Consider the following 25,394-nt stretch of genomic DNA (forward strand, 5'->3'; position numbering starts at 1 on the left):
TGGCTCCAATCGCAAGAATCTGGCCACGCGCGTCGATGAGCAGGCGCGATCCGCCGCGGAACTGGTCATCATCGATGCAGCTCCTGCTCATGCACGTCGATGGGGTGGCGCGAGCTGTTTGACGGGGACGGTACAGGAGCAGCGGGGGCGGTCTCCAGCAGCGCGCGCGGCGCCGCCAGGCCGGCAAAGGGTCTTCATCAGCCCGCCGCCGGGCTCGCGGGCGCTGGGGACCGCTGCAGCGCCTCGGCCAGGAGCGAGCGGTAGAGCGGCGAGCGCTCGCAGAGCGACGCGTGCGTCCCCACCGCCGCGACCCTGCCGCCGTCGAGCAGCACGTTGAAGGTCGACCGCAAGAGGTGCGGCGCGTGGGTCACCACGACCGCGGTGCGCCCGCCGGCGACCTCGCACGCGGTGCGGAGGAGCGCCTCGGCGGTCGCGCCCGGCAGGCCCGCCTCGGGCTCGTCCAGCACGAAGACGCGTGGCTCGCGCAGCAGCGCCCGCGCGAGCAGCAGCCGCCGCGCCTCGCCGCCGGACAGGCTCGGCGGCGAGGCGCGCACCTCCGTCCCGAGACCGCGCGCCGCCGCCCGGACGGCGCCCGCGGGCCCCGCGTCCGGCGGTGCGCCAGGCGCGCCCGGCGCGCCCGCGAGCTCGTCGAGCTCCACCAGGCGGAGCGCCTGCCGCATGCGGCCCTCCGACGGGCGAGGATCGAGGCCGAGCGCGAGGTTGTCCCCGATGCTCCGCTCGAACAGCCGCGCCGACTGGCCCACCACGCCGAAGAGCCGCGGGAGCGCCTCGGGCGGGATCTGCCGCAGGTCCACGCCGCCCACGGTGATCGCGCCCGACGACGGCTCGTCGAGCCGCAGCAGCAGGCGCAGGAGCATCGATTTGCCGCTGCCGGATCGGCCGCAGATGCCGACCACCGCGCCGGCCGGGATGGAGAGCGACACGTCATCGAGGACCGGGCGGCCCGCGCCCGGCGGGGTGAAGGTGACCCGTTCGAACACGATCGCGAGCGGACGCCTCGGCTCGCCGTCCAGACCGGCCGCGGCGCCGCCTGAGGACGGTGCAACCGCCGCGCCCTCTCCTGCCGCCGCCGTGCCCTCTCCTGCCGCCGCCGCGCCCTCTCCTGCCGCCATCGCGCCCTCTCCTGCCGCCGCCGCGCGGCCGCCCTCCGCGCGCGGCGGGTGCTCCGGGAGGCGGAGCAGGGCGAGCGTCGCGCGCAGCAGCGGGGCGCGCTCGATGAAGCCGGCGCGGAGCGCGTCGAGCGCATCGAGGCGCGCCATCAGGAGCGGCACCACGAGCAGGAGCTCGCCGATCTCGCCCGCGCCGGCGTCCCCGCGGGAGACCGCGATCGCGGCCACGATGACGAGCGGCGAGAGCGCCGCGAACACGCCCTTGATCTGGCCGGACACCGCGAGCGCCTGGCCGAAGCGGCGGCGCGCGTCGGCGACCCGGTACGCGGCCCCGGTGAGCTCGCGGACGGTTTGATCGCGGGCGCCGAGCAGGCGCAGGTCCTCCGCGCCCGCGAGCGCCTCGCCGACCGCGCCGAAGACGGCCGTGTCGGCGTGCTGCATCTCCCGCATCGCGCGCGCCACGCGCCCGGACGCCCGGTCGGCCGCGAGCCGCGAGGCCGCGAAGAGCGCCGCTCCGCCGGCGAGCACGAGCGCCATGCCGCTCGAGACGAGCGCCGCGGCGAGCACCGCGAGCGTCGCGACCGCCTGCGGGAGGCCGGCGGCGACGGCGAGGCTGAAGTCGGCGACGAGGCCTGCGTCGCGCACGATCGCGAGCCGCACGACCTCGGCGCCCCGCGCGGGCGGAGCAGGCCGCGCGCCGGAGCCGGGCGCCGGCCGGGGCGCCGCGGGCCCCGCCGCCTGCGCGTCCAGGAGCGCGCGGCCCGCGGCGTCGACGTCCCGGGGCGAGGCGGACAGCGCCGCGCGAAAGAGCGCGACGCGGAGCGCGGCGGTGAGATCGCCGGCGAGCTCGGAGCTCTTCCGGCCGGACAGCACGGCCAGGGAGGCGGACCCGAGCGTGGCGCCCAGCGCGGCGAGGACCACGGCGGCCGGCGGCGCGCCGTCGAGAAGCCGGGCGAGCGCGCCGCCGAGACCGCCGGAGGGCCCCGCGGCGCGCCCGGCCACCGCGCCGATGGCCGCGCCGGCCACCGCCGGCAGGACGCCGGACAGGGCGCCCGCGAGCGACGAGAGCGCCACGACGAGCGCGAGGCGCGCGCCGGCTCCCTGCGACCCCGGTGGCCCCGCCGACATGTGCGACACGCGCCCCGCGTGCAGCGAGCGGAGACCGAGCCGCAGGATCGCGAGGAGCGCGCGCATCGACGTGCGCGTCCACGCTACACCGCGGGCGCGGTTGCGCGCGACGCGCATCCGATCGACCCTCTCCGCGTGCGCACCGCGCTCGTGGTCCTGCTCCCGCTGCTCGTGGCCTGCGAGCGCCCGGAGCCCGCGCCGCCGGCGCAGGCCGACGCCGGGGCCCATACCCCCTGGACGCGCGACAGCGCGGCGCCCCTCGACCACCGCAGCGCAAGCCTCCGGACGGCCGGGGCGGCCGCGGTGAGCTCCGCCGAGCCGGAGGCGCTCGAGGAGATCCTCGCCGCCGCGCGGCAGGCCGCGCCCAGGGCGGGCGACGGCGGGACGATCGCGAAGATCGGCACGAGCACCGGCGTCCCGGAGCCCTCCGCGCGCCCGGCTGCGTCGGCGCCGCCGCCCGAGCCCGCGCCGCGATCGCGCGTCGAGATCGGCGCGCCCACGGTGCAGGTCGACATGTCGAGCCCCGCCATCGAGAAGGCCGCGCGCGCGCAGCTCTACTGGGACCTCGTGCAGCGCTGCCGCGGCCCGGACGGGAAGATCCTGCCGCCCGACGTCATCCGGGTGGAGTTCAACGTCGACGCCGACGGCTACATCGTGGCGCCGACGATCATCGGGAGCGCGTCCGACCCGCGCTACGACGACGCGGCCACCTGCATGCGGCGGGAGCTGTCCGCCGCGACGTTCCGCGCGCCGGCGGGGGCGCGCGGGCTGCCCACCCGGGTGGACGCGACCGTGCCGTCCGTCGACTGACCCGGAGCGGCCCCGCCCTGACCCGGAGCGGCCCCGCCCTGACCCGGAGCGGCCCCGCCCTGACCCGGAGCGGCCCCGCCCCGACCCGGAGCGGCCCCGCCCCGACCCGGCGCCTCAGTCGAGGCGCGAGACGCTGAGCGGCCGCATGAGCGCCCGCTTCTTGTCCTGGTGCTCGTGCATGCGCTGGAGCACGTCGACGACGAAGTCGACCGTCGCGACGATGTTCTCGCCCTGGTTCAGCATCACGCACTCGGCCCGCGAGCTCATCGCCGCGTCCGTCACCTCCCCGCGCGTCGGCACGCCGGTCTTGTTCAGGCTCTCGAGCACCTGCGTCGCCCAGATCGCCGGGACCAGCGCGGCCTCGCAGAGCCACAGGAGCTCCTCCTGCACCTCGGCCAGCCGCACGAACCCCATCTCGACGGCCATGTCGCCGCGCGCGACCATCACGCCGACGTTCTCGCTGCGCATCGCCGTGAGCAGGAGCCGCGGGAGCTGCCGGAACGCGGGCGTCGTCTCGATCTTGAGCACGAGCCCGAGGTGCGCGGCCTCGCGCGCCGCGAGCTCCGCCTGGAGGCGCTCCACATCGGAAGGAGACCTCACGAACGACAGCCCCACCATGTCCGCGTGGCGCGCGATGAAGTCGAGATCCTCGAGATCCTTCGCCGTGAGCGGCGGGATCCCGAGCTCGGTGTCCGGGAAGTTCAGGCCCTTGCCCGGCTTCAGCTTGACGGAGCCCTGGCGCGCGAAATCCACCTCGACGAGCGCGGCGCCGTCGGTGACGAGCTTGACCGTGCCGCCGAGCCGCCCGTCGTCGTAGAACACCCGGTGCCCGGGCCGGAGGTCGTCGACGACCTCCGGGATGGTGCAGCCGACCGCGAGCGCGTCGCCCCCCTCGGCGCCGGCCGCCGCCGCGCGCGCCCGCTTCACGTCCTTCAGCTCCTTGCACAGCCAGAACTGCGGCCGCCCCCCCGACTCCGGGAGCGCGAGGCGCGCCGAGCCCCCGTCGACCTTGCTCACGCGCGGGTTGGGGCCGGCGATGTCGCACAGGATCTTGCACGCGAAGCCGGTCTCCTGCGACGCCTTCCGGAGCCGCTCGACGAGCCCGGTCCACTCCGCCGCGTCGCCCTTCGAGCAGTTGATCCGCGCGACGTCCATGCCCGCCTCGAGCAGCCGCTTCAGGTCGCGCTTCCGCGCGTCCCCGGGCAGCGTGACCATCACCCGCGTCCGACGCCCCGGCCGCCCCTCGCCGAGCAGCGCCCGCGCGTGGTCCTCGAGCAGCGACTCCCCCGAGTCGAACGTGGTGGGGTGCTCGCCGGGAGGCCGCGTCCCGGGGCGCCCCGCGAGCGCGTCGAGCGCGCCGAGCACCGCGTCGAGCGACGCCAGCGCGCAGCGCTCGAGCCGGCCCAGCGAGCTCAGGCCGTACGAGGCGAGCTGGCGCTGGAGATCGCGGATGTCGCGCTGCCGGACCGCGAGGTAGTGGAGCAGGTTCGTCGCGCCCGCGCGGTGCGCCGGGTGCGCCGCGTCGATCAGCTCCCGGTAACGCTGCTCGTGCTCGACGGCGCTCCCGCGCAGCGCCCCGACGGCGGTCAGCGCTTGCTCGATCGTGTGCGGATCAGGACAGGTCATGGCGCGGCCTCCAGGGTGCGCGCGGATGCTCTCACCCGCCGCGGCGCGCCGCAACGCCGGGCGCGCTACGCGGGCGCGCGGTACCGCGCCACCACGACCGTGATGTCGTCGTCGGGGCTCGGACACCAGCCCTCGACCTCCCTCAGGATCCGGTCGCGGATCGCCTCGACGGGCGACGCCTGCGCGGCCTCGATCGCGGCGCAGAGCCGCTCGAGGCCGAACTGCTCGCGGTGCGCGTTGCGGGCCTCGGTCACGCCGTCGCTGTACAGGACGAGGACGTCCCCGTCCTCCAGGACGAACTCGGCGTCCCGCGTCGCCGCGTCGATGACGGGCAGCACGCCGATCCAGACGCCCGTGCTCGGGATGCACACGCACCGCCGCGTGCGCGCCGAGCACACGATGATGTCATCGTGCGCCCCCGCGAACGTCACGCGCCCGTCGCGCTCGTACCGCAGGAGCAGCAGCGTCGCGTGCTCGTCCCGCCTCAGGCGGCCGCGCACGTTCTTGTAGATGGCCTTGTTGAGCGCGGCGAGGAGCTCGCTCGGGCTGACGCTCGGCTCCTTGCTCGTCAGCGCGGAGACCATGCTCTGGATCATCAGCATCACGAGCCCCGCCGCGAGCCCGTGCCCCGCGACGTCGCCGATCCCCAGCCACCCGCCCCCGGGCGTCGCGATGACGTCGTAGTAGTCGCCGCCGACCTCCGCCGCCGGCGTCATCGACGCGCAGAGCTCGAGCCCCTCCACCTCGAGCTGCTCCGGCACCAGCGTCGTCTGGATGCGCGCCGCGACGACGGTCTCCTCGCGCCCCCGCTCCTGCTCCAGCCGCTCGCGAAGCTCCACCTGCCGGACCATCTCGCGGTGCAGCGTCACCGTCTTCACCGCGGAGCCGACCTGGAGGCGCAGCGCGTCGTACACCATCTCGTTCACGCCGCTGTTGAGCGCCATCAGCCCGAAATACTCCGTGTCGCCGAACGTGAGCGGCATGACGACCACGCTCCTGCGCTCGCTCGAGCTCAGGAACCCGGGCGGCGCGAGCAGGCGCGAGGGGAAGCTCTCCGCAGGCGGCTCCACCTCGCGGCCGTCCTCCATCAGGAAGAGCGCCTTCAGGGTGGCGCGGGTCGGGTCGTCGTAGAGCGAGATGGCGACGCGCGTGAAGCCCAGCCGGGGCAGCTCCGAGGCCAGCATGCGCTTGAAGAGCGGCAGGCTCAGGCACGTCGAGAACCACCGGCCGCTCCAGGCCAGGCCGATCGAGGCGAGCTCGACGTCGAGGCGCTGCCGCCCCTCCGCGCGCACGGACGCGCTCCCGATGAGCACGCGGCACGCGTGCCAGAGCTGCTCGAGGGACTCGTTCACGGCGGCCCCGGCCGGATCGCCGCCGGGGCGGCGGAGCCGGGCGCGCAGCAGCGTGATCACGCCCTGGAACAGGTCGAGGAACACCCCCTCGCGCCCGGCCGCGTCGAGCAGGCGCTCCAGCACGCGCACGAAGCGCCCCTCGCCGCCGCCGAGCTCCTGCTCCAGCGCCGACAGGAGCTCGCCGGCCCAGCCATGGAGCGAGGCGGCCGGGATGCCCACGGCCTGCTCGAGCGCGCGCTCCAGCTCGTCTCGCCGGCCGGCGAGCGAGATCGACCCGGCGCGGGCCGGCGGCGGGATCGTGAGCGGCCCCGCGGCGGCGGCCTGGTACGCGCAGCCGCAGGACTCGCGCCGCGTGAGCTCGACCTGCTGCAGGTTGCGCAGCGGCACCGGCGCGCCGTCGAGCATGCGCAGCACGGTCTCGAGCGCGATCTCCCCCAGCCGCTTGATCGGCTGGCGCACGGTGGTCAAGGACGGCTTCGTGTAGCGCGCCACGCCGACGTCGTCGAAGCCGCACACGAGGATGTCCCGGGGGACGCCCCGGCCCTGCGCCTTCAGGAGCTCGATGGCGCCGAGGGCCATGTTGTCGTTGGCGGCGACAACGGCGTCGATCTCGACCCCGCGGGCCAGGATCTCGGCCATCGCGGCGCGGCCGGTGTCGATGGTGAACTCGCCGCTCGCGACGAGGCGCTCGTCGTAGGGGAGCGCGCGCGCGGCGAGCGCCTTGCGGTACGCCTCGGCGCGGAGCCTCGCCTCGCCGTTGTTCGTCGGACCGCCGATGTACGCGACGCGCCGGCAGGCGTGGTCATCGAGCAGGTGGCCGGCGGCCATCTCGATCCCGAGCGCGTTGTCGACGACGACGCTGGGGATGCCCTGCAGCGGGATCCCGATGCTGCACATGGGCAGCGGCGCGTAGTCCCGGCAGAAGCGCTCCACCCCCTCGACCCCCACGTGATTGCAGAGCGTCGCCGCGGCGATGACGATGCCCTCGACCGCCTCGGCGCCGACGAGGCGGTAGACGCTGTTCTGGGCGATCTCCGAGGGGCCGTGGCCGGCGAGCGTCTCCCCGACCGCGATGACGAGGTGGACGTCGTGCGCCTCGGCGGCGCGCTCCACCCCGATCCGCACCGCGGACTGGTACTCGCCACGCACGTAATCCATCAAGAGGGCGATCGTACGGCGCTTCTTCGTCATGTGCTGCGGCTCTCGGGATCAGACGTCGGAGATCGACACCACGTCCGGCGCCATGCGCTCGAGCGCCATCAGGCTCCGCCGCTGCCAGCCGAGCCGCGCGTCCGTGATGAACTCGACCTTGCACTTCATGCCCTGGCCCGGAAGGCCACAGATGAAGCTGATGAACGCCTTCAGACAGCTCGAGTTCAGGAAATAAAGCGCCCTGATGTCGAACGCGACGCGGTTGATGGAGAGGCGCAGCACCTCCGCCTGGAGCGCCTTGAGGCAGAGGCCGAGCGAGGGCGCCGCCGCCATGTCGCCTGTCCCGCTGAGCTTGATGCCGAGGGCGTCGTCCCTCAGGGTCGGCTCGATCCCGAAGCTGTCTGTGACGACAGGCTCAACCCGCAAGCTGCTCATCTCCCCTCCACCTCCGCCACCCGCGCCCCCGCGAGGATCCTCGGCTCGCTCCCGTCGGTCGTGTCCTCCACGTCGAGACCGCCCTCCGCGCGAGCCCGCCCGAGCCCGCCCCGTCCGTTGCACCACCGTGGCAATCGTCCGCTCACACGAGAAAGCGTGGCCCACAAGAACGGTGACGCGTCCTGGGTCGGTTCGAAAGCTAACACGCGTTGGCCAGCGTACGTGGTTCTCGACCCGGAGCCAATCCCCTCGCCCCTGTGTGCGACATGTCGGCAAGCGAGGGGCTTCGATGGGCACGCGGCGCGTGCCGACCGCGCGGGGCGCGATCAAGGCCGCCGGGGGGCGCGGTATCTCGCCACGACGAGGGTGATGTCGTCGTCGGGGCTCGCGCACCAGCCATCGACCTCCCTCAGGATGCGATCGCGGATGTCATAGACGGACGCGGACTGGGCGGACTCGATCGTGGAGCAGAGCCGCTCGAGGCCGAACTGCTCGTGGTGCGCGTTGCGCGCCTCGGTCACGCCGTCGCTGTACAGCACGAGGACGTCCCCGTCCTCCAGGACGAACTCGGCGTCTCGCGTCATCGCGTCGATGACGGGCAGCGCGCCGATCCAGACGCCCGTGCTCGGGATGCAGACGCAGCGCCGCGTCCGCGCGCGACACACGATGATGTCGTCGTGCGCCCCCGCGAACGTCACGCGGCCGCCGCGCTCGTACCGCAGGAGCAGCAGCGTCGCGTGCTCGTCCCGCTGCAGGCGGCTGCGGACGTTCTCGTAGACCGCCGCGTTGATCGCCGAGAGCACCTTGCCGGGGCTGGCGCCCGGGTCCCTGCGGGTCAGGGCCGACACCATGCTCTGGATCATCAGCATCACGAGCCCCGCCGCGAGGCCGTGCCCCGCGACGTCGCCGATCCCGAGCCACCCGCCCCCGGGCGTCGCGAGCACGTCGTAGTAGTCGCCGCCCACGTCGGCGGCCGGCCGCATGACGGCGCAGAGATCGAGCCCCTCGACCGAGAGCTGCTCCGGGGCGAGCGTCGTCTGGATGCGCGCCGCGACGACGCTCTCCTGGCGGACCTTCTCCTGCTCGAGCCGCTCGCGCAGCTCCACCTGCCGGATCATCTCCCGGTGCAGCTCGGCGGCCTTCACCGCGGAGCCGAGCTGGAGGCGGAGCGCGTCATAGACCAGCTCGTTCGCGCCGCTGTCGAGCACCGCGACGCCGAACTTCTCCGCGTCGCCGAACGCGACAGGGAGCGCGATCAGGGTCTGGCGCTCCGGGCTGTCCATGAACCCCGGGGGCGCGAGGAGGCGCGCCGGGAAGCTCAGCGGCGGCGCCTCCACCTCGCGGCCGCTCTCCATCACGAAGAGCGGCTTCATCGTGGCGCGCTCCGCGTCGGCGTCGTCGTAGAGCGACACCGCGGCGCGGGAGAGCTCCAGCGCCGGCAGCGTCGACGTCATCACGCGCTTCAGGACAGGCAAGCTCAGGCAGGTCGAGAAGCTCCGCGCGCTCCAGCTCAGGTAGAGCGACGCGAGCTCGACGCTCAGCCGCTTCTCGCCCTCGGTGCGCACGGACGCGCTGCCGACGACGACGCGCGCCGCGTGCCAGATCCGCTCGAGGGCGTCCTGGATCTCCCTGTCCTTGCCGTCCTCGGGCGGCCGGCAGAGCCGCTCGCGGAGCACCGTGATCGCGCCCTGGAAGTGCTCGACGATCGCGCCCTCGCGCCTCGCCGCGTCGAGGATGGCCTCGAGCGTGCGCAGGAAGCGGCCCGCGGCCGCCTCCCCCGACAGCTCCTCCTCGAGCGCCGACAGGAGCTTGCCGGGCCAGCCGTCGAGCATGCTGGTCGGGATCATCACGCTCCTGCTGAGCGCGCGCTCCAGCGACTCGCGCTGTCCGGCGAGGTAGAGCGCCCCGCCCCGCGTCGGCGGGCCCGGGGGCGCGAGCGAGGCGCTCGCCTGGGTCCCGCAGCCGCAGGACTCGCGGCAGGTGAGCTCGACCCCGAGGAGCGTCGTCCCGTCGACGTGCTCCCCGTCGAGCATGCGGATCATCACGTCCGCCGCCATCGACCCGAGCCGCTTGATGGGCTGGCGGACGGTGGTCAGCGACGGCCTGGAGAAGCGCGCGATGGCGGCGTCGTCGAAGCCGGCGATGAGGATGTCGTCCGGGACGCGGAGCCCCCGCTCCGCGAGCTCCTCCATCGCCCCGAGCGCCATCTTGTCGTTGGCGGCGACAAGGGCGTCGAACTCGACCCCGCGGTCGAGGATCTCGCGCACGCCGAGGCGGCCCGAGTCGATGGAGAACGCGCCGAACGCGAAGAGCCGCTCGTCGAGCGGGAGAGATCGCTGCGCGAGCGCCCGCCAGTAGGCGTCGGCGCGCGCCTTCGCCTCCTCGTTGTTGGCCGGGCCGCCGATGTACGCGACGCGCTGGCGCCCGTGGACATCGACCATGTGGCCGACCGCGAGCTCGATCCCGAAGGCGTTGTCGACGATGACGCACGGGATCCCCTGGATCGCCATCCCGATGCTGAAGACGGGCAGCGGCGGGTAAGCCCGGAAGAACTCCTGCATGCCCTCGACGCCGACATGGTGGCAGAGCGTGGCCGCGGCGACGATGACGCCATCGACCGTCTCCGAGCCGATGAGGTGATAGATGCTGTTCTGCGCCGACGCGGTCGTCCCGGGGAGCGCGAGCGTCTCGCCGAAGGCGATGAGGAGATTGACGTCGTGCGCCTCGGCGGCCCGCTCCACCCCGAACCGCAGGTCGGACTGGTAGTCTCCTCCCACGTAGTCCATCAGGAGGGCGATCGTCCGGCGCTTCTTCGTCATGGCCTGCGGCTCTCGGGTCAGGTGTCGGTGATCGAGACGAGCTCCGGCGACATGCGCTCGAGCGCCGTCAGGCTCCGCCGCTGCCACCCGAGCCGCGCGTCCGTCACGAACTGGACCTTGCACTTCAGCCCATGGCCCGCGAGGCCGCAGATGAAGCTGATGAACGCCTTCAGGCAGCTCGAGTTCAGGAAGTAAAGGGCCCTCACGTCGAACTCGACGGCGCTCACGCGCAGGCGCACCGCCTCCCACTGCAGTTCCTTGAGGAGGCTGCCGAGCGGCGCGACCGCCGCCATGTCGCCCGTGCCGGTGAGCTTGACGCTGAGGGCGTCGTCCCTCAGCGCCGGCTCGATCCCGAAGCTCTCCGTGACGACCGGCTCAACCCTCAAGCTGTTCATCTACCCTCCATCTCCCGACCGGCGCGTGCGCGATGATCGTGAGCTCGTTTCCCTCGATCTTGTAGTCCACGTCGAGCCCGCCCTCGGCGCGAACCCGCGCGAGGCCGAGCCCTGACACCCCCTCTACCATCGCCGTCTCGGTGATGAGATCGTCGTAATGCTTCACCGGATCGGCCGCCGTCTTCAGCTCGAAGAGGCGCCGCTCCACCTCGCGCAGCCGCTCCGGAGACGCCTCGTTCCGCGCGCAGATCTTCATGACGCACGAGCTCTCGCGCTCCTCGAGCGCGAGCTCGAGGCTGACCCTCGGGCCGCTGGAATATTTGATGATGTTCTCCGCGAGCTCGTGCGCGGCCATGTAGAACCTCGAGCTCACATTGGCGTCGTCCAGCACCATGCTACAGAAGCTGGACACCAGCCGAAGCACGCTGTTGGCCATCCGCTCGGTCGGATAGAACGTGATACACAAGAACAGTGAGCCGTTCTGACTCGGTTCGGACACTGGCACGATTGGATCAGCGTACGGCTTTCTCGATCCGGATCCAATCTCTTCTGCGCGCGGGACGGAACATGGCGCTCATGTAGGAGAGTCGGCGGCCCCGCATCACAACGGGCGCGGGGCGCTGTACCTCGCCACGACGACCGTGATGTCGTCATCGGGGCTCGGGCACCAGCCGTCGACGTCCCTCAGGATGCGGTCGCGGATCGCCTCGACGGGCGACGCCTGCGCGGACTCGATCGTGGCGCAGAGCCGCTCCAGGCCGAACTGCTCGCGGTGCGCGTTGCGCGCTTCGGTGACACCGTCGCTGTACAGCACGAGCACGTCCCCGTCCTCGAGGAGGAACTCGGCGTCTCGCGTCATCGCGTCGATGACGGGCAGCGCGCCGATCCAGACGCCGGAGCTCTGGATGCACACGCAACGCCGCGTGCGCGCGCGACATACGATGATGTCGTCGTGCGCCCCCGCGAACGTCACGCGGCCGCTCCGCTCGTACCGCAGGAGCAGCAGCGTCGCGTGCTCGTCCCGCTTCAGGCGGCTGCGCACGTTCTCGTACACCGCCGCGTTGACGGCGGAGACGAGCTCGCCCGGGCTGGCGTCCGGATCGCTGCGCGTGAGGGCCGAGATCATGCTCTGGATCATCAGCATCACGAGCCCCGCCGCGAGGCCGTGCCCCGCGACGTCGCCGATCCCGAGCCACCCGCCCCGGGGGGTCGCGAGCACATCGTAGTAGTCGCCGCCCACCTCGGCGGCCGGCCTCATGACCGCGCAGAGATCGAGGCCCTCGACCGAGAGCAGCGGCGGCACAAGCGTCGTCTGGATGCGCGCCGCGACGACGCTCTCCTGGCGGACCTTCTCCTGCTCGAGCCGCTCGCGCAGCTCCACCTGCCGCACGACCTCCCAGTGCAGCGCCGCGGCCTTGACCGCGGAGCCGAGCTGGAGGCGGAGCGCGTCATAGACCAGCTCGTTCGCGCCGCTGTTGAGCACCCCGACGCCGAACTTCTCCGTGTCGCCGAAGGCGACCGGGAGCGCGACCATGCTCCAGCGCTCGCCGTCCTTCAAGAACCCCGGGGGCGCGAGGCTGCGCGCCGGGAAGCGGACCGAAGGGGGATCCACCTCGACGCCGTCCTCCAGGAGGAAGAGGGGCTTCAGCACGGCGCGGTGCGCGTCGTCGTAGAGCGACACCGCGACCCGCGAGAACTGCATCCTCGGCAGCTCCGACGCCATCATGCGCCGCAGGATGGGCAGGCTCAGGCAGGTCGAGAAGCTCCGCGCGCTCCAGCTCAGGTAGAGCGACGCGAGCTCCACGTTGAGCCGCTTCTGCCCCTCGGCGCGCACCGACGCGCCGCCGATGACGACGCGCGCCCCGTGCCAGATCCGCTCGAGCGCCTCCTCCAGCGCGGCGTCCCGCCGCTCCCCGGGCCCGGGGTGGAACCGCTCGCGCAGCAGCGAGATCACGCCCTGGAAGTGCTCGAGGGTCGCCCCCTCGCGCCCCGCCGCGTCGAGGAGCGCCTCGAGCGCGCGCAGGAAGCTGCCCTCGGCCGCCTCTCCGCCGGCGAGGTCCTCCTCGAGCGCCGACAGGAGCGCGCCGGCCCAGCCGCGGAGCGAGCCGGCCGGGATCGCGACGCTCTTCTCGAGGAGGCGCTCGAGGTCGGCCCGCTGGCCCGGGGGCGGGAGCGGCGCGCGCCGCGCCATGCCGGAGGACGCGCCCGCGGTCTCGGCCTGGTAGCCGCAGCCGCAGGACTCGCGCAGCGCGAGCTCGACCGGGAACAGGCTGCGCTCCGCGACGGGGGCGCCGTCGATCATGCCCAGGAGCGTGTCCACGGCGCGCGCGCCGAGCCGCTTGATGGGCTGGCAGATGGTCGTCAAGGACGGCTTCGTGAAGCGCGCGATGGCCACGTCGTCGAAGCCGCACACGAGGACGTCCTTCGGGACGCTGATGCCGCGCGCCTCCAGCACCTCCATCGCCCCGAGGGCCATGGTGTCGCTCGCGGCGACCACGGCGTCGAACTCGACCCCGCGCTCCAGGATCTCGCGCATCGCGATGCGCCCGGTGTCGAGGGTGAACGCGCCGAACGCGAAGAGCCGCTCGTCGAAGGGCAGAGATCGCTCCGCGAGCGCCCGCCAGTACGCGGTGGCGCGCACGTCCGCCTCCTCGTTGTTGGCCGGCCCGCCGATGTACGCGACGCGCCGACGTCCGTGTTCGTCGACCAGGTGCCTGACGGAGAGCTCGATCCCGAGGGCGTTGTCGACGACGAGGCTCGGGACGCCGTCGATCGCCATCCCGATGCTGCAGACGGGCACCGGGGCGTAGGCGCGGCAAAACCGCTGCATGCCCTCGATGCCGACGTGGTGGCAGAGGGTCGTCGAGGCGAGGATGACGCCGTCGACCGTCTCCGGGCCGATGAGGTGATAGATGCTGTTCTGCGCCGACGCGTTCGATCCGGGGAGCGCGAGCGTCTCTCCGAAGGCGACGAGGAGATTGACGTCGTGCGTCTCGGCGGCGCGCTCGACCCCGAAGCGCACCTCGGACTGGTACTCGCCTCGTACGTAGTCCATCAGGAGGGCGATCGTCCGGCGCTTCTTCGTCATGGCCTGCGGCTCTCGGGTCAACTTTCGGTGATCGAGACGAGATCCGGAGACATGCGCTCGAGCGCCGTCAGGCTCCGCCGCTGCCAGCCGAGCCGCGCGTCCGTCACGAACTGGACCTTGCACCGCAGCCCGAGGGCCGGCAGGCCGCAGATGAAGCTGATGAACGCCTTCAGGCAGCTCGAGTTCAGGAAGTAAAGGGCCCTCACGTCGAACTCGATGGCGCTCACGCGCAGGCGCGCCGCCTCGGCCTGAAGGTCCTTGAGGAACAGGCCGAGCGGCGCGACCGCCGACATGTCGCCCGTGCCGGTCAGCTTGACGCCGAGGGAGTCGTCCCTCAGGGCCGGCTCGATCCCGAAGCTCTCCGTGACGACGGGCTCAACCCTCAAGCTTCTCATCTACCCTCCACCTCCCAACCGGCGCGTGCGCGATGATCGTGAGCTCGTTTCCCTCGATCTTGTAGTCCACGTCCAGCCCGCCCTCGGCGCGCACCCGCGCGAGGCCGAGCCCCGACACCCCCTCTACCATCGCCGTCTCGGTGATGAGATCGTCGTAATGCTTCACCGGATCGGCCGCCGTCTTCAGCTCGAGGAGGCGCCGCTCCACCTCGCGCAGCCGCTCCGGAGACGCCTCGTTCCGGGCGCGGATCTTCATGATACAGGAGCTCTCGCCCTCCTCGAGCGCGAGCTCCAGGCTGACCTTGGGGCCGGCCGAATACTTGGTGATATTCTCGGCGAGCTCGTGCGCGGCCATGTAGAACCTCGAGCTCACGTTCGCGTCGTCCAGCACCATCCCGCAGAAGCTGGAGACGAGCCGCAGCACCGCGGTGGCCAGCCGCTCGCTCGGGAAGAACGTGATGCACAGGAACAGTGAGGCATTCTGGCTCGGCTCAGGCGCTGACACGATTGAAGCAGCGTACGGCGTTTCGCGGGCGGATCCAATCCCCTCGACCCGCCCGCGATCCCGCAGGTGAGCGGGCGCCCTACAAGCCGCGTTGAGCTACTGGCGCGCGACGAGCCGCTTGCCATCGGCCCTCAGGTTCGACACGGCCTCTCCGACCCGCTGCGCGAGCGGCAGGCCGCGGGGGACGACGAGGCCGCTCGGGCCGCCCACGCGGCCGAACGACCACGAGAGCACCGAGCCCTCGGCGTCCCAGGGGGCGAGCCGCTCGCGGCCCTCGGACGGCATGGCGCCGACGATCTCGCGCCGCTCCAGGTCGAGCACGGCGAGCCGGTCGGCCGACGAGAGCAGCAGGGTCTCGCCGTCGGGCGCGGCGGCGATGTCCTCCCACTCGGCCCCGGTCACGCCGTCGAGCACCCGCTCGGCGACGCCGGCGCGGCGGACCACGACGACGCCCGTCGCGTCGGCGAAGGCGACGTCGCCCGGCAGGGGGCCGTCCGCGATCGCCGTCGCGCGCGGCGTGGCGTACCCGAGGACGCGCACCTCGCCGCGCGCCTCGTCGATGCGCGCGACGGCGCCCGAGCTGAACGCGAGGAGCAGCCCGGGCCCGACGTCGCCGCGCGCGGGGCTCGGGCGCGCCTCGTAGACGTAGCCGTCGGTCACCGCGATGGTGCGCGACGAGAGGTCGCGGAGCGACGTGGCGACCAGGTTGCCGTCGAGCTCCTGCGTGAACAGCGTGCGGCAGGCCGCGTCGACGCCGAGCACGAACGCGGGCGCCCTCGGCACCGCCTCGACGAGCTGGTCGGTCGCCGCGTCGAACAGCGCCCAGATGCCCTGGTCGCGGCGGTACGACAGGAGGCGGCCGTCGTCGCAGGCGCGCAGGAGATGACCGCGCCGCGCGGCGGTGCGGCGCCGCGAGGCCTCGCTGTAGAGCCGCACCTCGGCGCCGAGCTGGACGGCGATCGCGCCGCCGCCGCGCAGCACGGCGGCGGCCGAGGCGCTCGCGTCGCGGATCTCCGGTCCGCCCTGCGGATCGAGCCCCTCGAACCGGAGGAGGCGCTCGGCGGCGGGCGGGCCCGGGTCGAACAGGACGAGGTCGCGCGTGAGCACGCGGCGGTCGGGGAGCCGCCACGCGCCGAGGAGGACGTGCGGGCCGACGTCGCGCTCGGCGACGTCGGACGCCTCGCCGCGCGCGCGCAGCGTCCGCGGCGCGCGCGGGGCCGGGGGCGGCTCGCACGGCGAGCCCTCGGGCGGCGGGTCGGCCGCGGCGCGCCCGCCCTTGCGGAGGTAGTGCCAGGCGCCGCCGGCGCCGGCGCCGCCGCCGCAGACGCCGAGATCGAGGCCGCCCGCGTCCCAGCGCGCGGAGGCGGGCGCCGGGTCGGTGTCGAGCTCGAGCAGCGGCGCGTCGGGCCGGTCGAAGGCGTAGATCGACGTCCTGCCCTGCTGGACGAGCGCGATCACGGGGTCGCGCGGGCTGAAGCGCCCGAGCACGGCGGGCACGGCGAGGGTGATCTCGGCGCCCGCGCCCGCGTCCGGCCCCCAGAGCAGCGCCCGGCGGCCGAGGACCGCCGCGACGCGCGCGCCGTCGGGGGAGACGCCGAGCACGTTGCCGCGGAAGGGGTGCCGGTCGACGGCATCGGCGCCGGCGCCGCGGCGCATGTCCCAGCGCGCGATGCCGCCGTCGGTCGAGCAGGCGAGGACGGGCGCGGCCTCGGCCGCGTGCACGGCGCTGCTGCAGCGCACGGGCGCGACCGCGGCCAGCGCGACGGTGCCGCCCTCCCGCAGCCGGAAGACGCGGACCTCGCCCGTGACCGAGCGCGTGGCCAGCGCCGTGTCGAACGCGAACGGCGCCCGCTCGACGTGCGGGGCGTCGTGGGGCCGGAGGGCGAGCACGCGCGGGGACCTGGCGCGCGTCACGCTGTCCGGGTCGGCGTCGAGGGGGACGTCGTCGATGACCTGCGGATCGGGCGGGCGCAGGTCGGCGACGAGCAGGGCGCCGCCGGGGCCGCCGGCGATGACCCAGCGGTCGTCCCACGGCAGCGCCGGGCCCACCGCGCTGTCGACGGTCAGGAAGTGCGCGCGCGGCAGGTCGAGGACCGCTGTCGCGAGGTCGAGCGGCAGCGCGGCGTCGTCGGCGCGCCGCGCGAGGGCCGCGGTGATCCACGCGGCGCGGTGGTACGGGTCCTCGGTGCGGCGCGCCTTGCCGGTGAGCTCGGCGAGGTCGGCGCGCTCCTCGGCCGCGCGGCGCGCCGCCTCGACGCTGGCCTGGCGCGCGGCGACCCACCGCTCCGCCGCGAACGCCGCGCCGAGAGCGAGGCCGAGCGCGGCGACGGCGCCGAGCTTGCGGGCGCGCTGGGCGCGGGCGCGCCGGAGGCTCTCGCGGACGAGGGCCTGCTCGCGCCGGGGCAGCCGCGCGACGTCGGTCGCGCCGGCGCTGATCTGATCGAGCAGGTCGCGCCGCAGGAGGAAGTCGGGGTGCTCGCCGGAGCGGTCCCAGACGTCGGCGGCCTCGCGGAGCCGCTCGAGCAGGATGAGCCGGTCCATGTGCCGCGCGCGGGTGGACGCGAGGTGGGGCCAGCTCGAGGCGAGCGCCTCGTGGGCGAGCTCGACGGCGCCGTCGCGGCGGCTCAGGAGGCGCGCGCGCTCGAGGGCGCCGAGGGCGCGCTCGACGTCGGCGGGCGGGGCGGCGACGGCCTCGACGAGCTCGGCCTCGACCCAGCGGACGCGCGAGCCGTCGACGGCGGCGAGGCGGAGGAGCGCCTCGTCGGCGATGGGGCGGTCGTCCGGGGCGAGGGCGGCGAGCGCGGCGTCGGCGTGCCGCGCGAGGGCGCCGCGCACGCCGCCGAGCTCCTGCCAGACCTCGCCGCGCAGCGCGCCGCGCGCGTCGCTGGAGCGCGCCTGCCACCAGTCGGCGAGGGCGAGCGCCACGAACGAGAGCGCGGCGCCGCCGCCCCGGAGCTCGCGCTGCACCTCGGCGGCGACCTGGGCGAGGCCGCGGACCTCGACGCCGGCGAGCCGGGCGGGGCCGGCGACGAGGTCCGTCACGGCGGCGGCGGCGGGGAGGCCGACGTAGCGCAGCGCGGCGCGGAGGCCCTCGCCGGCGGGCGTGGCGAGCAGCGCGGCGGCGCGCTCGTCGGCCTCGTCGAGCACGCCGATGAGGCGGAGCCCGCGGCGCGCCTCGCCGGTGGCGAGCGCGCCCACGAGGGCGGCGAGCCGCCCGCCGCCGAGGGGGGCGATGGGGTCGACGACGAGCGCGACGCCGACGGCGGACGCCATGCAGAACCGGGTGAGGGCGTCGAGGTCGGCGGTCTCGAGGTCGGGCGAGACGGCGGCGAGGGCGCGGGCGAGGGCGCGGTCGGGGTCGTCCCCGGGGGTGAGGCGCGCCTCGATCCAGTCGTCCTTGTGGTCGGCGTGGCGGCGCGCGAGGTGGGGGACGAGGCCGCCGGAGGCGAGCGAGGATTTGCCGGAGCCGCGCGGCCCCTGAAGGATGACGCACGGCTCGAACTCGAGCTCGCGCCCGAGGCGCGCTGTGTCGTCGTCGCGGGCGAACAGGAGGCCCTCGTCGGTGGACGAGAGGGGGTCGAGGCCGCGGTACGGGCGGTCGGGGACGCCGTGGGGGCGCTCCCAGACCTCGTCGAGGAGCTGCTTGAGCCGCCCCGGGGCGACGCGGCGGTGCGCGGGGTCGACGGAGAGCAGGCGGGTGAGGAGGGCGACGAGGCCGCGCGGGAGGCGCGCGGGGTCGCGCCCGAGGTCGCGCATGGCGCCGCGCAGGGTGGCGCTGCGGAGCTCGGTCCACCAGGCGGTGACGCTCGAGGGGTCGGAGCAGTCGTCGGGCTCGTCGGGGACGTCGTGCGGGAGGCGACCGGTGGTGAGCTGCGCGATGCAGACGGCGAGCGCGTACGCGTCGGTGGCGGCGGTGGGCTCGGCCATCTCGAGCACCTCGGGGGCCATGAAGCCGGGGGTGCCGATGACGTTGCGCGCGGCGGCGGGGCTGTCCGCGCCGGCGAAGGCGCGGCGGGTGGAGGCGTAGACGTCGCGCTCGGCGAGGAAGGCGGCGGTGCCGAGGTCGTTGCTGGGGGCGGCGGGGCCGCTGCCGCTGCCGGCGGCGGGGCCGCTGCCGCTGCCGGCGGGGCCGCTGCCGGCGGCGGGGCCGCTGCCGCTGCCGGCGCCGAGGCTGACGGCGGGGGGCGCGCCGGGGGCGCGCGAGGCGGGGCCGCCCGGCGGGGCGCCGGCGCGCCGGGAGATGCCGAAGTCGAGGACCTTGAGGGCGCCGTCCTGGGTGAGGAACAGGTTGGCGGGCTTGAGGTCGAGGTGGACGACGCCGCGCGCGTGGATGACGTCGAGCGCGCCGGCGACGTCGCGGGCCCAGGCCACGACGCGGCGCCAGGGGATGCGGCGCCGGTAGCGGATCAGGTCGGCGAGGTTCCGGCCCTCGAGGAGCTCCATCGAGACGAACGGGGTCCTCGGGGCGCCGTGGAGGATGCCGGCGGCGTAGATCGTGACGAGCGAGGGGTGGCGGAACGAGGCGAGGAGCTTGGCCTCGTCGGCCCAGTCCGCGGCGGTCGCGAAGTCGGAGCAGAGGAGCTTGAGGGCGACCTCGCGGAACGGGGCGCCGTCGGGCAGGAGCTCCTCGGCGCGCCACACGTCGCCGAAGCCGCCGCGGCCGAGGCGCACGCGCAGCCGGTAGCGGCGGTCGAGCACGTCGCCGGGCGCGTGCCCGAGGCCGCCCGGGGGGAGCGGCACGGCGCCCGGGTCGCGGGAGGAGCTGCCCTCGTCGACGAGCGTGCGATCCATCGCGGGACGACGGTATCACCGGCGCGGCGGGAGGTGGGCGGTCTCGCGGCGCAGCGCGCAGCCCGGCTGCCCCACGCGCGCCCGCAGCGGCTCGCCTGCCTGCGCGTGGACATCTCCAGCCCGGCACGCGACACTGTCGCGCATGGGCGTGGCGGCACCGCGACGAAAGCTCTCGCCAGGGGAGTACCTCGAGCTCGAGCGCGCATCGGAGGTGAGGCACGAGTACGCTGGCGGCGAGCTCTTCGCGATGTCCGGCGGCACGTTCGAGCACAGCGCCATCGCCGCGAACATCGGCCGGCTGCTCGGCAACGCGCTGGGCGAGCGCGGGTGCATGGCGCTGAACTCCGACATGCGCATCAAGATCCCCGCCTCGGATCGCTACGTCTACCCGGACGGCTCGGTCGTCTGCGGTCGCCCCGAGTTCGAGGATGAGCGGCGCGACACGCTCCTGAACCCGGTCCTCGTGCTCGAGGTGCTCTCCGATTCGAGCGAGGCGTACGATCGCGGCGACAAGTTTGCGCATTACCAGACCGTGGCGTCGATCCGGGAGGTCGTCCTGGCGTCGCAGAAGGCGCCTCGCGTCGAGGTCTTCGCGCGCCAGGCCGATGGGAGCTGGGTGCTCCGGGTCTACGGCCCCGGCGATCGCGCTGCGCTGTCGTCGGTGGGGTGCGACATCGCCGTGGACGAGGTGTACCGGGGCGTGCTCGAGGCCACCAGCACGGGACGCTGACGCCGCCTCGCGCTCGACAGGCCTCCGCGCGCACGAGGGCTGGCCCCGGAGCGCCTCCCAGGTGATCCCTTCGGGCTCGCGGCGCGCTCCTCGGCGGGCGCCTCCTCGTCCTCGCCCTCCTCGTCATCACAGCCGCCCTCGCCAGCGCCGCTCTCGCTCGCTTCTCCGGATTCGAACCAGCGAGCGCTCTCCTCGCTCGACCTATCCATCGAGCAGCCAGAGTGCTGCTGTTGCACGGATTTTGATGGTCGAGCCCCCCCAACTGCCGAGGAGCGCTGTTACAGGAGCCGTGCGCAAACTGAGCTGACGACCTGCACAAGGTGAGAAACAGGGTTGCGCACACGACCGGACCCGCGGTCATCGTCACGGGCCTGCGGCAGCTGGCGCGCGCATCTCCCGCTCCGCGGCCGCGGCGTACAATCCCTCCGGGCCTGCGCGTCGGCGGTCCTGACGCGACGATCGAAGCGAGCGTCGCGCGCGGCTCACCGCGCGCTCGGATCCGCGAGCCACGCAGCCAGGGCTTCGACGGAGAAGGAGAGCACCACCTCACCCACCCTCTCCTCCCCGAGCCGATCCAGCAGCGACGCGAGCGCCGCCTGCTCCGCCTCGGCGAGCGGCCGCCCGAGGCGCATGGCGCACAGCCGAGCCGTCATCCGGAGCTGCCCGCGCTCGATCCCGCGCTCGATCCCGCGCTCGATCCCGCGCTCGATCCCGCGCTCGATCCCGCGCTCGATCCCGCGCTCGATCCCGCGTTCCTCCGCCTGCTTCAGCGTTTGCTCGTACCACTCCCGGGTTTCCATGATGAAATCCCTCTCCTCGGACGGCAGCCCCGCGAGGAGCGCCGCCGGCACCTCGAAGCTTAACCGGACCAGCCACGGCAGCGCCACCCGCCGCTCCCACGCGTCCCCCGGCAGCTCGGTCAGGTCCCGGAGCGCCATCCGGCGCACCCGTGCCGAGCCGAGCAGGCGCAACAGCACCGTGCCGCGCTCGCGCGGCAGCTCGCCGATCACCACGACCTGCACCCGCCACTCCGCCGCCGGGGCGTACAGGCCCGCCGGGCCGGCAGCATCCGGCGCGAACCCGAAGCCGCGCAGCACGCCGTCCGGCCGCCCGGCGCTCAGCAGCCACGCGGCCGGCAGCGGCAGCCGCCGCTCCGCCCGCAGCTCGAGCGTGTGATGCCACTGGTAGCGCTTGCGCAGGCACTCGTGCAGCTCGGCCGCGTCGAGGGCCTGACTGAAGACCTCCACCATCCCGGGCTCGACCGCCATCGAGCGCAACAGCCCCGGCTCGATCTCGGGGTGAGCCACCAGCAGGGCGGGATCGGGGACGTGCCAGACGTCGATCCGCTGCGCATCGCCGGCCGGGACCTCCACCTCGGTCTCGGCGGCGCCGACGAGCCCGAAGAAATCACGGAGGATGTTCTTGCCGAGCTGATCGAAGCGGAAGTGCATACCCGGCAGCGGATAGCACAGAAAGGCAACCATGCTCGCATTGCCATTTGCGCCGCGCGGTTTCCATCGTTCCTGGCGCGCGCCCGTGCTGCTCGCGGAGCTTCGGGGGCGGGCGGCTGTAGACGTGTGTCCGCGTGCGCCGGCGAGGCTCCAGCGGCGGGGCCCCGCGCCTCCTCCTTGACGTCGCTCGCCGCCAATCCGCATAATCGCGCGCATGAGCTACATCGACGGATTCGTGGTTCCGGTCCCCGCGGGCAACAAGGCAGCCTATCGCGAGGTCTGCTCGCAGGCCGCCGATCTCTTCAGAGAGTATGGCGCCACGCGCGTGGTCGAGTGCTGGGGCGATGATGTCCCGGACGGCAAGATCACCGACTTCAAGGGCGCTGTGAAGGCCGAGCCCGGTGAGACCATCGTGTTCTCCTGGATCGAGTGGCCGTCGAAGGAGGTGCGCGATCAGGCGAACGAGAAGATGCGCAACGACCCGCGCATGCAGATGGAGGGCGCACCGTTCGACGCCAAGCGCATGATCTGGGGCGGGTTCGCGGTCCTCTTCGACTCGGGCGAAGGGAATCGCCAGCGTCCCGTCCCCTGATGCGGCAATTGCGATTGCGTCCGGCGGCACCAAAGCTTCGCGCGGGAGGCTTCATGCCCGACAGCATCTTCTTCACGTTGACCCTCGTCTCGGCGCTCGGCAGCGGCCTGATGGCCGGCACCTTCTTCGCCTTCTCGACCTTCGTCATGGGCGCGCTGGCCCGCCTGCCGCCCGCGCAGGGCATCGCCGCGATGCAATCCATCAACGTCGTGGTGCTCAACCCCGTCTTCCTCGGCGTGTTCACGGGGACCGCCGCGACATGCGTCCTCCTCGCGATCGCGGCGCTCCTGACGTGGGCGAAGCCAGGCGCCGGCTGGGCGCTCGCCGGCGGCCTGCTCTATGTGGCCGGCACGTTCATCGAGACGCTCACGTTCCATGTGCCGCGCAACAACGCGCTCGCCGCGGTCGACCCGGCGAACGCCGAGAGCGCGAGGCTGTGGGCGGACTACATCACGAGCTGGACCGCAGGGAACCACGTGCGGACCGCCGCCGCGCTCCTGGCCGCCGCCGCGCTGACGGTCGGGCTCTGGCTGCGAGGCAGCGCGGGAGCGCCCTGACGCGGCCCCCAAGAGGCAGGCCCTTGTCGCTCGCGCGCGAGGCTCCGTGAGGATGTCGACGGGGCATCTTGTGAGCGTTCACATGGGCGACGTGGACTTCGATCGACCGGCCCGCGGGATAAGTGAGGCTGTATCAACGACTCAGCGCGACGTGGGATGAATCGTCGTGCTACGGGCTGCCAGCAGCGTTCCTGCCGACCCATCGTCAGGGGTCAGCGGCTTCACGTAGAGGGCCGGCGAACGTGAGCAGGAGCGAGATCTGGCCAGTAGCGTCTACCTCACCAGCATCGAAGAACTCGAAATTCTTGCCATCACGACGCTCGACGACCGAGCGGAATCGAAATGTGGTGTTCCCCGTCTCGATGACGCTGAGCATGCGGATTCGCACCAGCAGCGGGTCCGCAAGCAGCTTCGCGATCTCGTCAGCGACCGCTGCTCGCCCTCGGATCTCGCGGCTGCGTGAAACGACGCGCCCGTCCGCCGCAAAGCACGCCTCGAGCATCGCTGCCCGCTTCTCTGGATCCCGTTCGCTCGCCGCGTCGATGTAGGTCTTCACCGCGACCTCGACCATGCTTCTCATAGCGGGGCGAGGAAATCCAGATACGACCCGAAAGTCAATCTCGTCGTGGTGGCCTCGGCCAGCTCGGCGAGGACGGAACCATGCGCGAGCGGCTGCTCGTCGCTCGCTCCCCGCCGGCCGCCGGCGCAGCGCGCGCCGGCGGGGGTGAGCTGGCTTCAGGGAGCGCCGGGCCCGCTGCCCGGCGCGGCGCCGGCCGTCAGCGCAGGCCGCTCTTCACCGCGGAGATGAGCTCGCCGTTCGAGGTGTCGCCGCTCAGCTCCCAGAACATCGCGCCGCCCAGGCCCTTGTCCTTGATGTAGCGCATCTTGACCCCGAGCGACGCCGGGTTGTCGTAGCTCCAGAACTCCGTCCCGTTGAAGGTGTAGAAGGCCTTCGTGTCCGGGTGGGTGAAGCCGGGGTGGCCCTTGGCCTTCAGGACCTTGTAGTCCTCGATGCCCGCCTCGTACGTGCCCGGCGCGGCGCCGGCGGCCGACTGCCACACGCCCTGGTTCACGCTGGCGACGCCCGTCCAGCCGCGGCCGTAGAAGGGCACCCCGACCACCAGCTTGCTCGCCGGCGTCCCGCCGTTCAGCCAGGCCGCGACCGCCTCGTCGGTGCTGTACTTCAGCGCCTTCGCGGGGTTCGAGCCGGAGTTGAAGAGCGGCGAGTGGAAGTTCGTCGTGCTCTCCCAGGCGCCGTGCATGTCGTACGTCATCAGGTTGATGAAATCGAGGTGCCGGTGGATCTCGCCGACCTGGATCTTGTCGATCTTGTCGAGTCCGGCGGGCGCCGCGATGGTGAGCAGCAGCCCGGGGCGCACCGCGTTGAGCTGATTGCGGAACTCGCCGAGCAGCGCCGTGAAGTTCTGGGTGTCCTCGGGGCGCTGGTTGCAGGTGCTGCCGCAGGCGGCCGGGTACTCCCAGTCGACGTCGATGCCGTCGAACACGCCGGCCCAGCGGGGATCCTTGATGAAGAGATCGACGCAGGACGAGACGAACGCGGCGCGGTTCGCGGGCAGCGCGGCGTCGGAGAAGCCGGCCGACCAGGTCCAGCCGCCGAGCGAGATCAGCACCTTGAGGTGCGGGTGCTTCCGCTTCAGCTTGCGGAGCTGGTTGAAGCTGCCGCGGAGCGCGCCCGCGTCCCAGGTGTCGGCGACGCCATCGACGCTGTCGGCGGCGCTGTAGGCCTTGTCGTAATCAGCGTAGGTGTCGCCGAGCTGGCAGCGGTTGCCCACCACGTTGCCGAAGGCGTAGTTGATGTGCGTGAGCTTGGCGGCCGACCCGCTCGTGTCGATGTTCTTGACGTGGTAGTTGCGGCCGTAGACGCCCCACTCCGCGAAGTAGCCGATCACCTTCTTGCCGCCGCTGTCGCCGCCGCCCGAACCGCCGCCGCTGCCGCCCGAGCCGCCCGAGCCGCCGGCGCCGCCGGCGCCGCCGCTGCCGCCGCTGCCGCCGGCGCCGCCGCTGCCGCCCGCGCCAGCGCTGGTCGTGCTCGTCGTGCTGGCGCTCGTGCTCGTGCCACCACTGACCACCTTCCAGAGCGCCGGGACGATCGGCGGCTCCCACCCCGGAAGAGAGGTGTGCGCCTGGATGCAGCTATAGGTGACACCGCCGTAGGTCACCTGGGAGTTGACCGCATACGCGGTGTACGGCGCCCACGCGGCGGTGGCGGCCTGCTCCGTCGCGTCGATCTCGGCTCCATCGGGGCCAAGGCCATCTCCGCCATCGAGTCCGCCACAGGCGGCCAGGGCCATGACAGCAAAGATCGGCAGGGTCGTGCGTGAGGAAAGCTTCATGGCTGATCTCCTTCGGTGTGCCGGTGTCCCGGTCTCCGGTTGTTCCAAACGTTGCAAACGCAATGAGCAACTGGCGTACCGGTC

18 protein-coding genes are annotated in these 25,394 nt (G+C 73.4%); 4 read left to right on the top strand and 14 right to left on the bottom strand.

Going from position 1 to position 25,394, the window contains the following annotated elements:
* Positions 1–197: 197 nt before the first annotated feature.
* On the bottom strand, positions 198–2,375 hold the full coding sequence (locus WME76_RS24360; RefSeq protein ID WP_437954675.1) for an ATP-binding cassette domain-containing protein: 2,178 nt from the start codon (positions 2,373–2,375) through the stop codon (positions 198–200).
* An 18-nt stretch (positions 2,376–2,393) separates the two neighbouring features.
* On the opposite strand from WME76_RS24360, the gene WME76_RS24365 reads away from it, so the two are divergent.
* On the top strand, positions 2,394–3,068 hold the full coding sequence (locus WME76_RS24365) for an energy transducer TonB (RefSeq protein WP_437954676.1): 675 nt from the start codon (positions 2,394–2,396) through the stop codon (positions 3,066–3,068).
* Between the two features lie 114 nt (positions 3,069–3,182).
* Here WME76_RS24365 and WME76_RS24370 read toward each other — a convergent pair whose 3' ends face one another.
* The 10 genes from WME76_RS24370 to WME76_RS24415 form a co-directional block, all read right to left on the bottom strand.
* Positions 3,183–4,694 carry a pyruvate kinase gene (locus WME76_RS24370; RefSeq protein ID WP_437954677.1) on the bottom strand — a complete coding sequence of 504 codons (1,512 nt, stop codon included), beginning with the start codon at positions 4,692–4,694 and terminating at the stop codon, positions 3,183–3,185.
* 65 nt (positions 4,695–4,759) lie between these two features.
* Positions 4,760–7,237, bottom strand: a complete 2,478-nt coding sequence (locus WME76_RS24375; RefSeq protein WP_437954678.1) for a SpoIIE family protein phosphatase — start codon at positions 7,235–7,237, stop codon at positions 4,760–4,762.
* 18 nt (positions 7,238–7,255) lie between these two features.
* Positions 7,256–7,633: a hypothetical protein gene (locus WME76_RS24380; RefSeq protein WP_437954679.1), complete on the bottom strand. Its 378-nt coding sequence runs from the start codon at positions 7,631–7,633 to the stop codon at positions 7,256–7,258.
* A gap of 326 nt (positions 7,634–7,959) precedes the next feature.
* Positions 7,960–10,452 carry a SpoIIE family protein phosphatase gene (locus tag WME76_RS24385; protein WP_437954680.1) on the bottom strand — a complete coding sequence of 831 codons (2,493 nt, stop codon included), beginning with the start codon at positions 10,450–10,452 and terminating at the stop codon, positions 7,960–7,962.
* A gap of 17 nt (positions 10,453–10,469) precedes the next feature.
* The gene (locus WME76_RS24390) at positions 10,470–10,847 is read right to left on the bottom strand and encodes a hypothetical protein (protein ID WP_437954681.1); all 378 of its coding nucleotides are present in this window, start codon (positions 10,845–10,847) and stop codon (positions 10,470–10,472) included.
* Positions 10,828–11,319 carry a hypothetical protein gene (locus tag WME76_RS24395; protein WP_437962155.1) on the bottom strand — a complete coding sequence of 164 codons (492 nt, stop codon included), beginning with the start codon at positions 11,317–11,319 and terminating at the stop codon, positions 10,828–10,830. The genes WME76_RS24390 and WME76_RS24395 overlap by 20 nt, the downstream gene beginning before the upstream one ends.
* A 129-nt stretch (positions 11,320–11,448) precedes the next feature.
* The gene (locus tag WME76_RS24400; protein WP_437954682.1) at positions 11,449–13,935 is read right to left on the bottom strand and encodes a SpoIIE family protein phosphatase; all 2,487 of its coding nucleotides are present in this window, start codon (positions 13,933–13,935) and stop codon (positions 11,449–11,451) included.
* A gap of 17 nt (positions 13,936–13,952) precedes the next feature.
* On the bottom strand, positions 13,953–14,330 hold the full coding sequence (locus tag WME76_RS24405; RefSeq protein ID WP_437954683.1) for a hypothetical protein: 378 nt from the start codon (positions 14,328–14,330) through the stop codon (positions 13,953–13,955).
* A complete protein-coding gene (locus tag WME76_RS24410) occupies positions 14,311–14,835 on the bottom strand; it encodes a hypothetical protein (protein ID WP_433926964.1) in 525 nt (174 codons plus the stop codon). Before WME76_RS24410 ends, WME76_RS24405 begins: the two co-directional genes overlap by 20 nt.
* 96 nt (positions 14,836–14,931) lie before the next feature.
* The gene (locus WME76_RS24415; RefSeq protein ID WP_437954684.1) at positions 14,932–19,626 is read right to left on the bottom strand and encodes an nSTAND1 domain-containing NTPase; all 4,695 of its coding nucleotides are present in this window, start codon (positions 19,624–19,626) and stop codon (positions 14,932–14,934) included.
* Positions 19,627–19,768: 142 nt separating this feature from the next.
* On the opposite strand from WME76_RS24415, the gene WME76_RS24420 reads away from it, so the two are divergent.
* On the top strand, positions 19,769–20,356 hold the full coding sequence (locus tag WME76_RS24420; RefSeq protein WP_437954685.1) for a Uma2 family endonuclease: 588 nt from the start codon (positions 19,769–19,771) through the stop codon (positions 20,354–20,356).
* 482 nt (positions 20,357–20,838) lie between these two features.
* Here WME76_RS24420 and WME76_RS24425 read toward each other — a convergent pair whose 3' ends face one another.
* Entirely contained in the window at positions 20,839–21,840 is a 1,002-nt protein-coding gene (locus WME76_RS24425; RefSeq protein WP_437954686.1) for a hypothetical protein, read from the bottom strand.
* Positions 21,841–22,021: 181 nt separating this feature from the next.
* On the opposite strand from WME76_RS24425, the gene WME76_RS24430 reads away from it, so the two are divergent.
* Complete coding sequence (locus WME76_RS24430; protein WP_437954687.1) at positions 22,022–22,399, top strand: DUF1428 domain-containing protein; 378 nt, start codon at positions 22,022–22,024, stop codon at positions 22,397–22,399.
* A 53-nt stretch (positions 22,400–22,452) separates the two neighbouring features.
* Positions 22,453–22,956, top strand: coding sequence for an anthrone oxygenase family protein (locus tag WME76_RS24435; protein WP_437954688.1), 504 nt, complete (start codon positions 22,453–22,455; stop codon positions 22,954–22,956).
* Positions 22,957–23,161: 205 nt separating this feature from the next.
* Here WME76_RS24435 and WME76_RS24440 read toward each other — a convergent pair whose 3' ends face one another.
* Positions 23,162–23,527 carry a nuclear transport factor 2 family protein gene (locus tag WME76_RS24440; RefSeq protein ID WP_437954689.1) on the bottom strand — a complete coding sequence of 122 codons (366 nt, stop codon included), beginning with the start codon at positions 23,525–23,527 and terminating at the stop codon, positions 23,162–23,164.
* 205 nt (positions 23,528–23,732) lie between these two features.
* Complete coding sequence (locus tag WME76_RS24445) at positions 23,733–25,310, bottom strand: glycosyl hydrolase family 18 protein (protein WP_437954690.1); 1,578 nt, start codon at positions 25,308–25,310, stop codon at positions 23,733–23,735.
* Positions 25,311–25,394 lie beyond the last annotated feature (84 nt).

The organism is Sorangium sp. So ce119 (genome assembly GCF_051524405.1).
Taxonomy (GTDB): Bacteria; Myxococcota_A; Polyangia; order Polyangiales; family Polyangiaceae; genus Sorangium; species Sorangium cellulosum_G.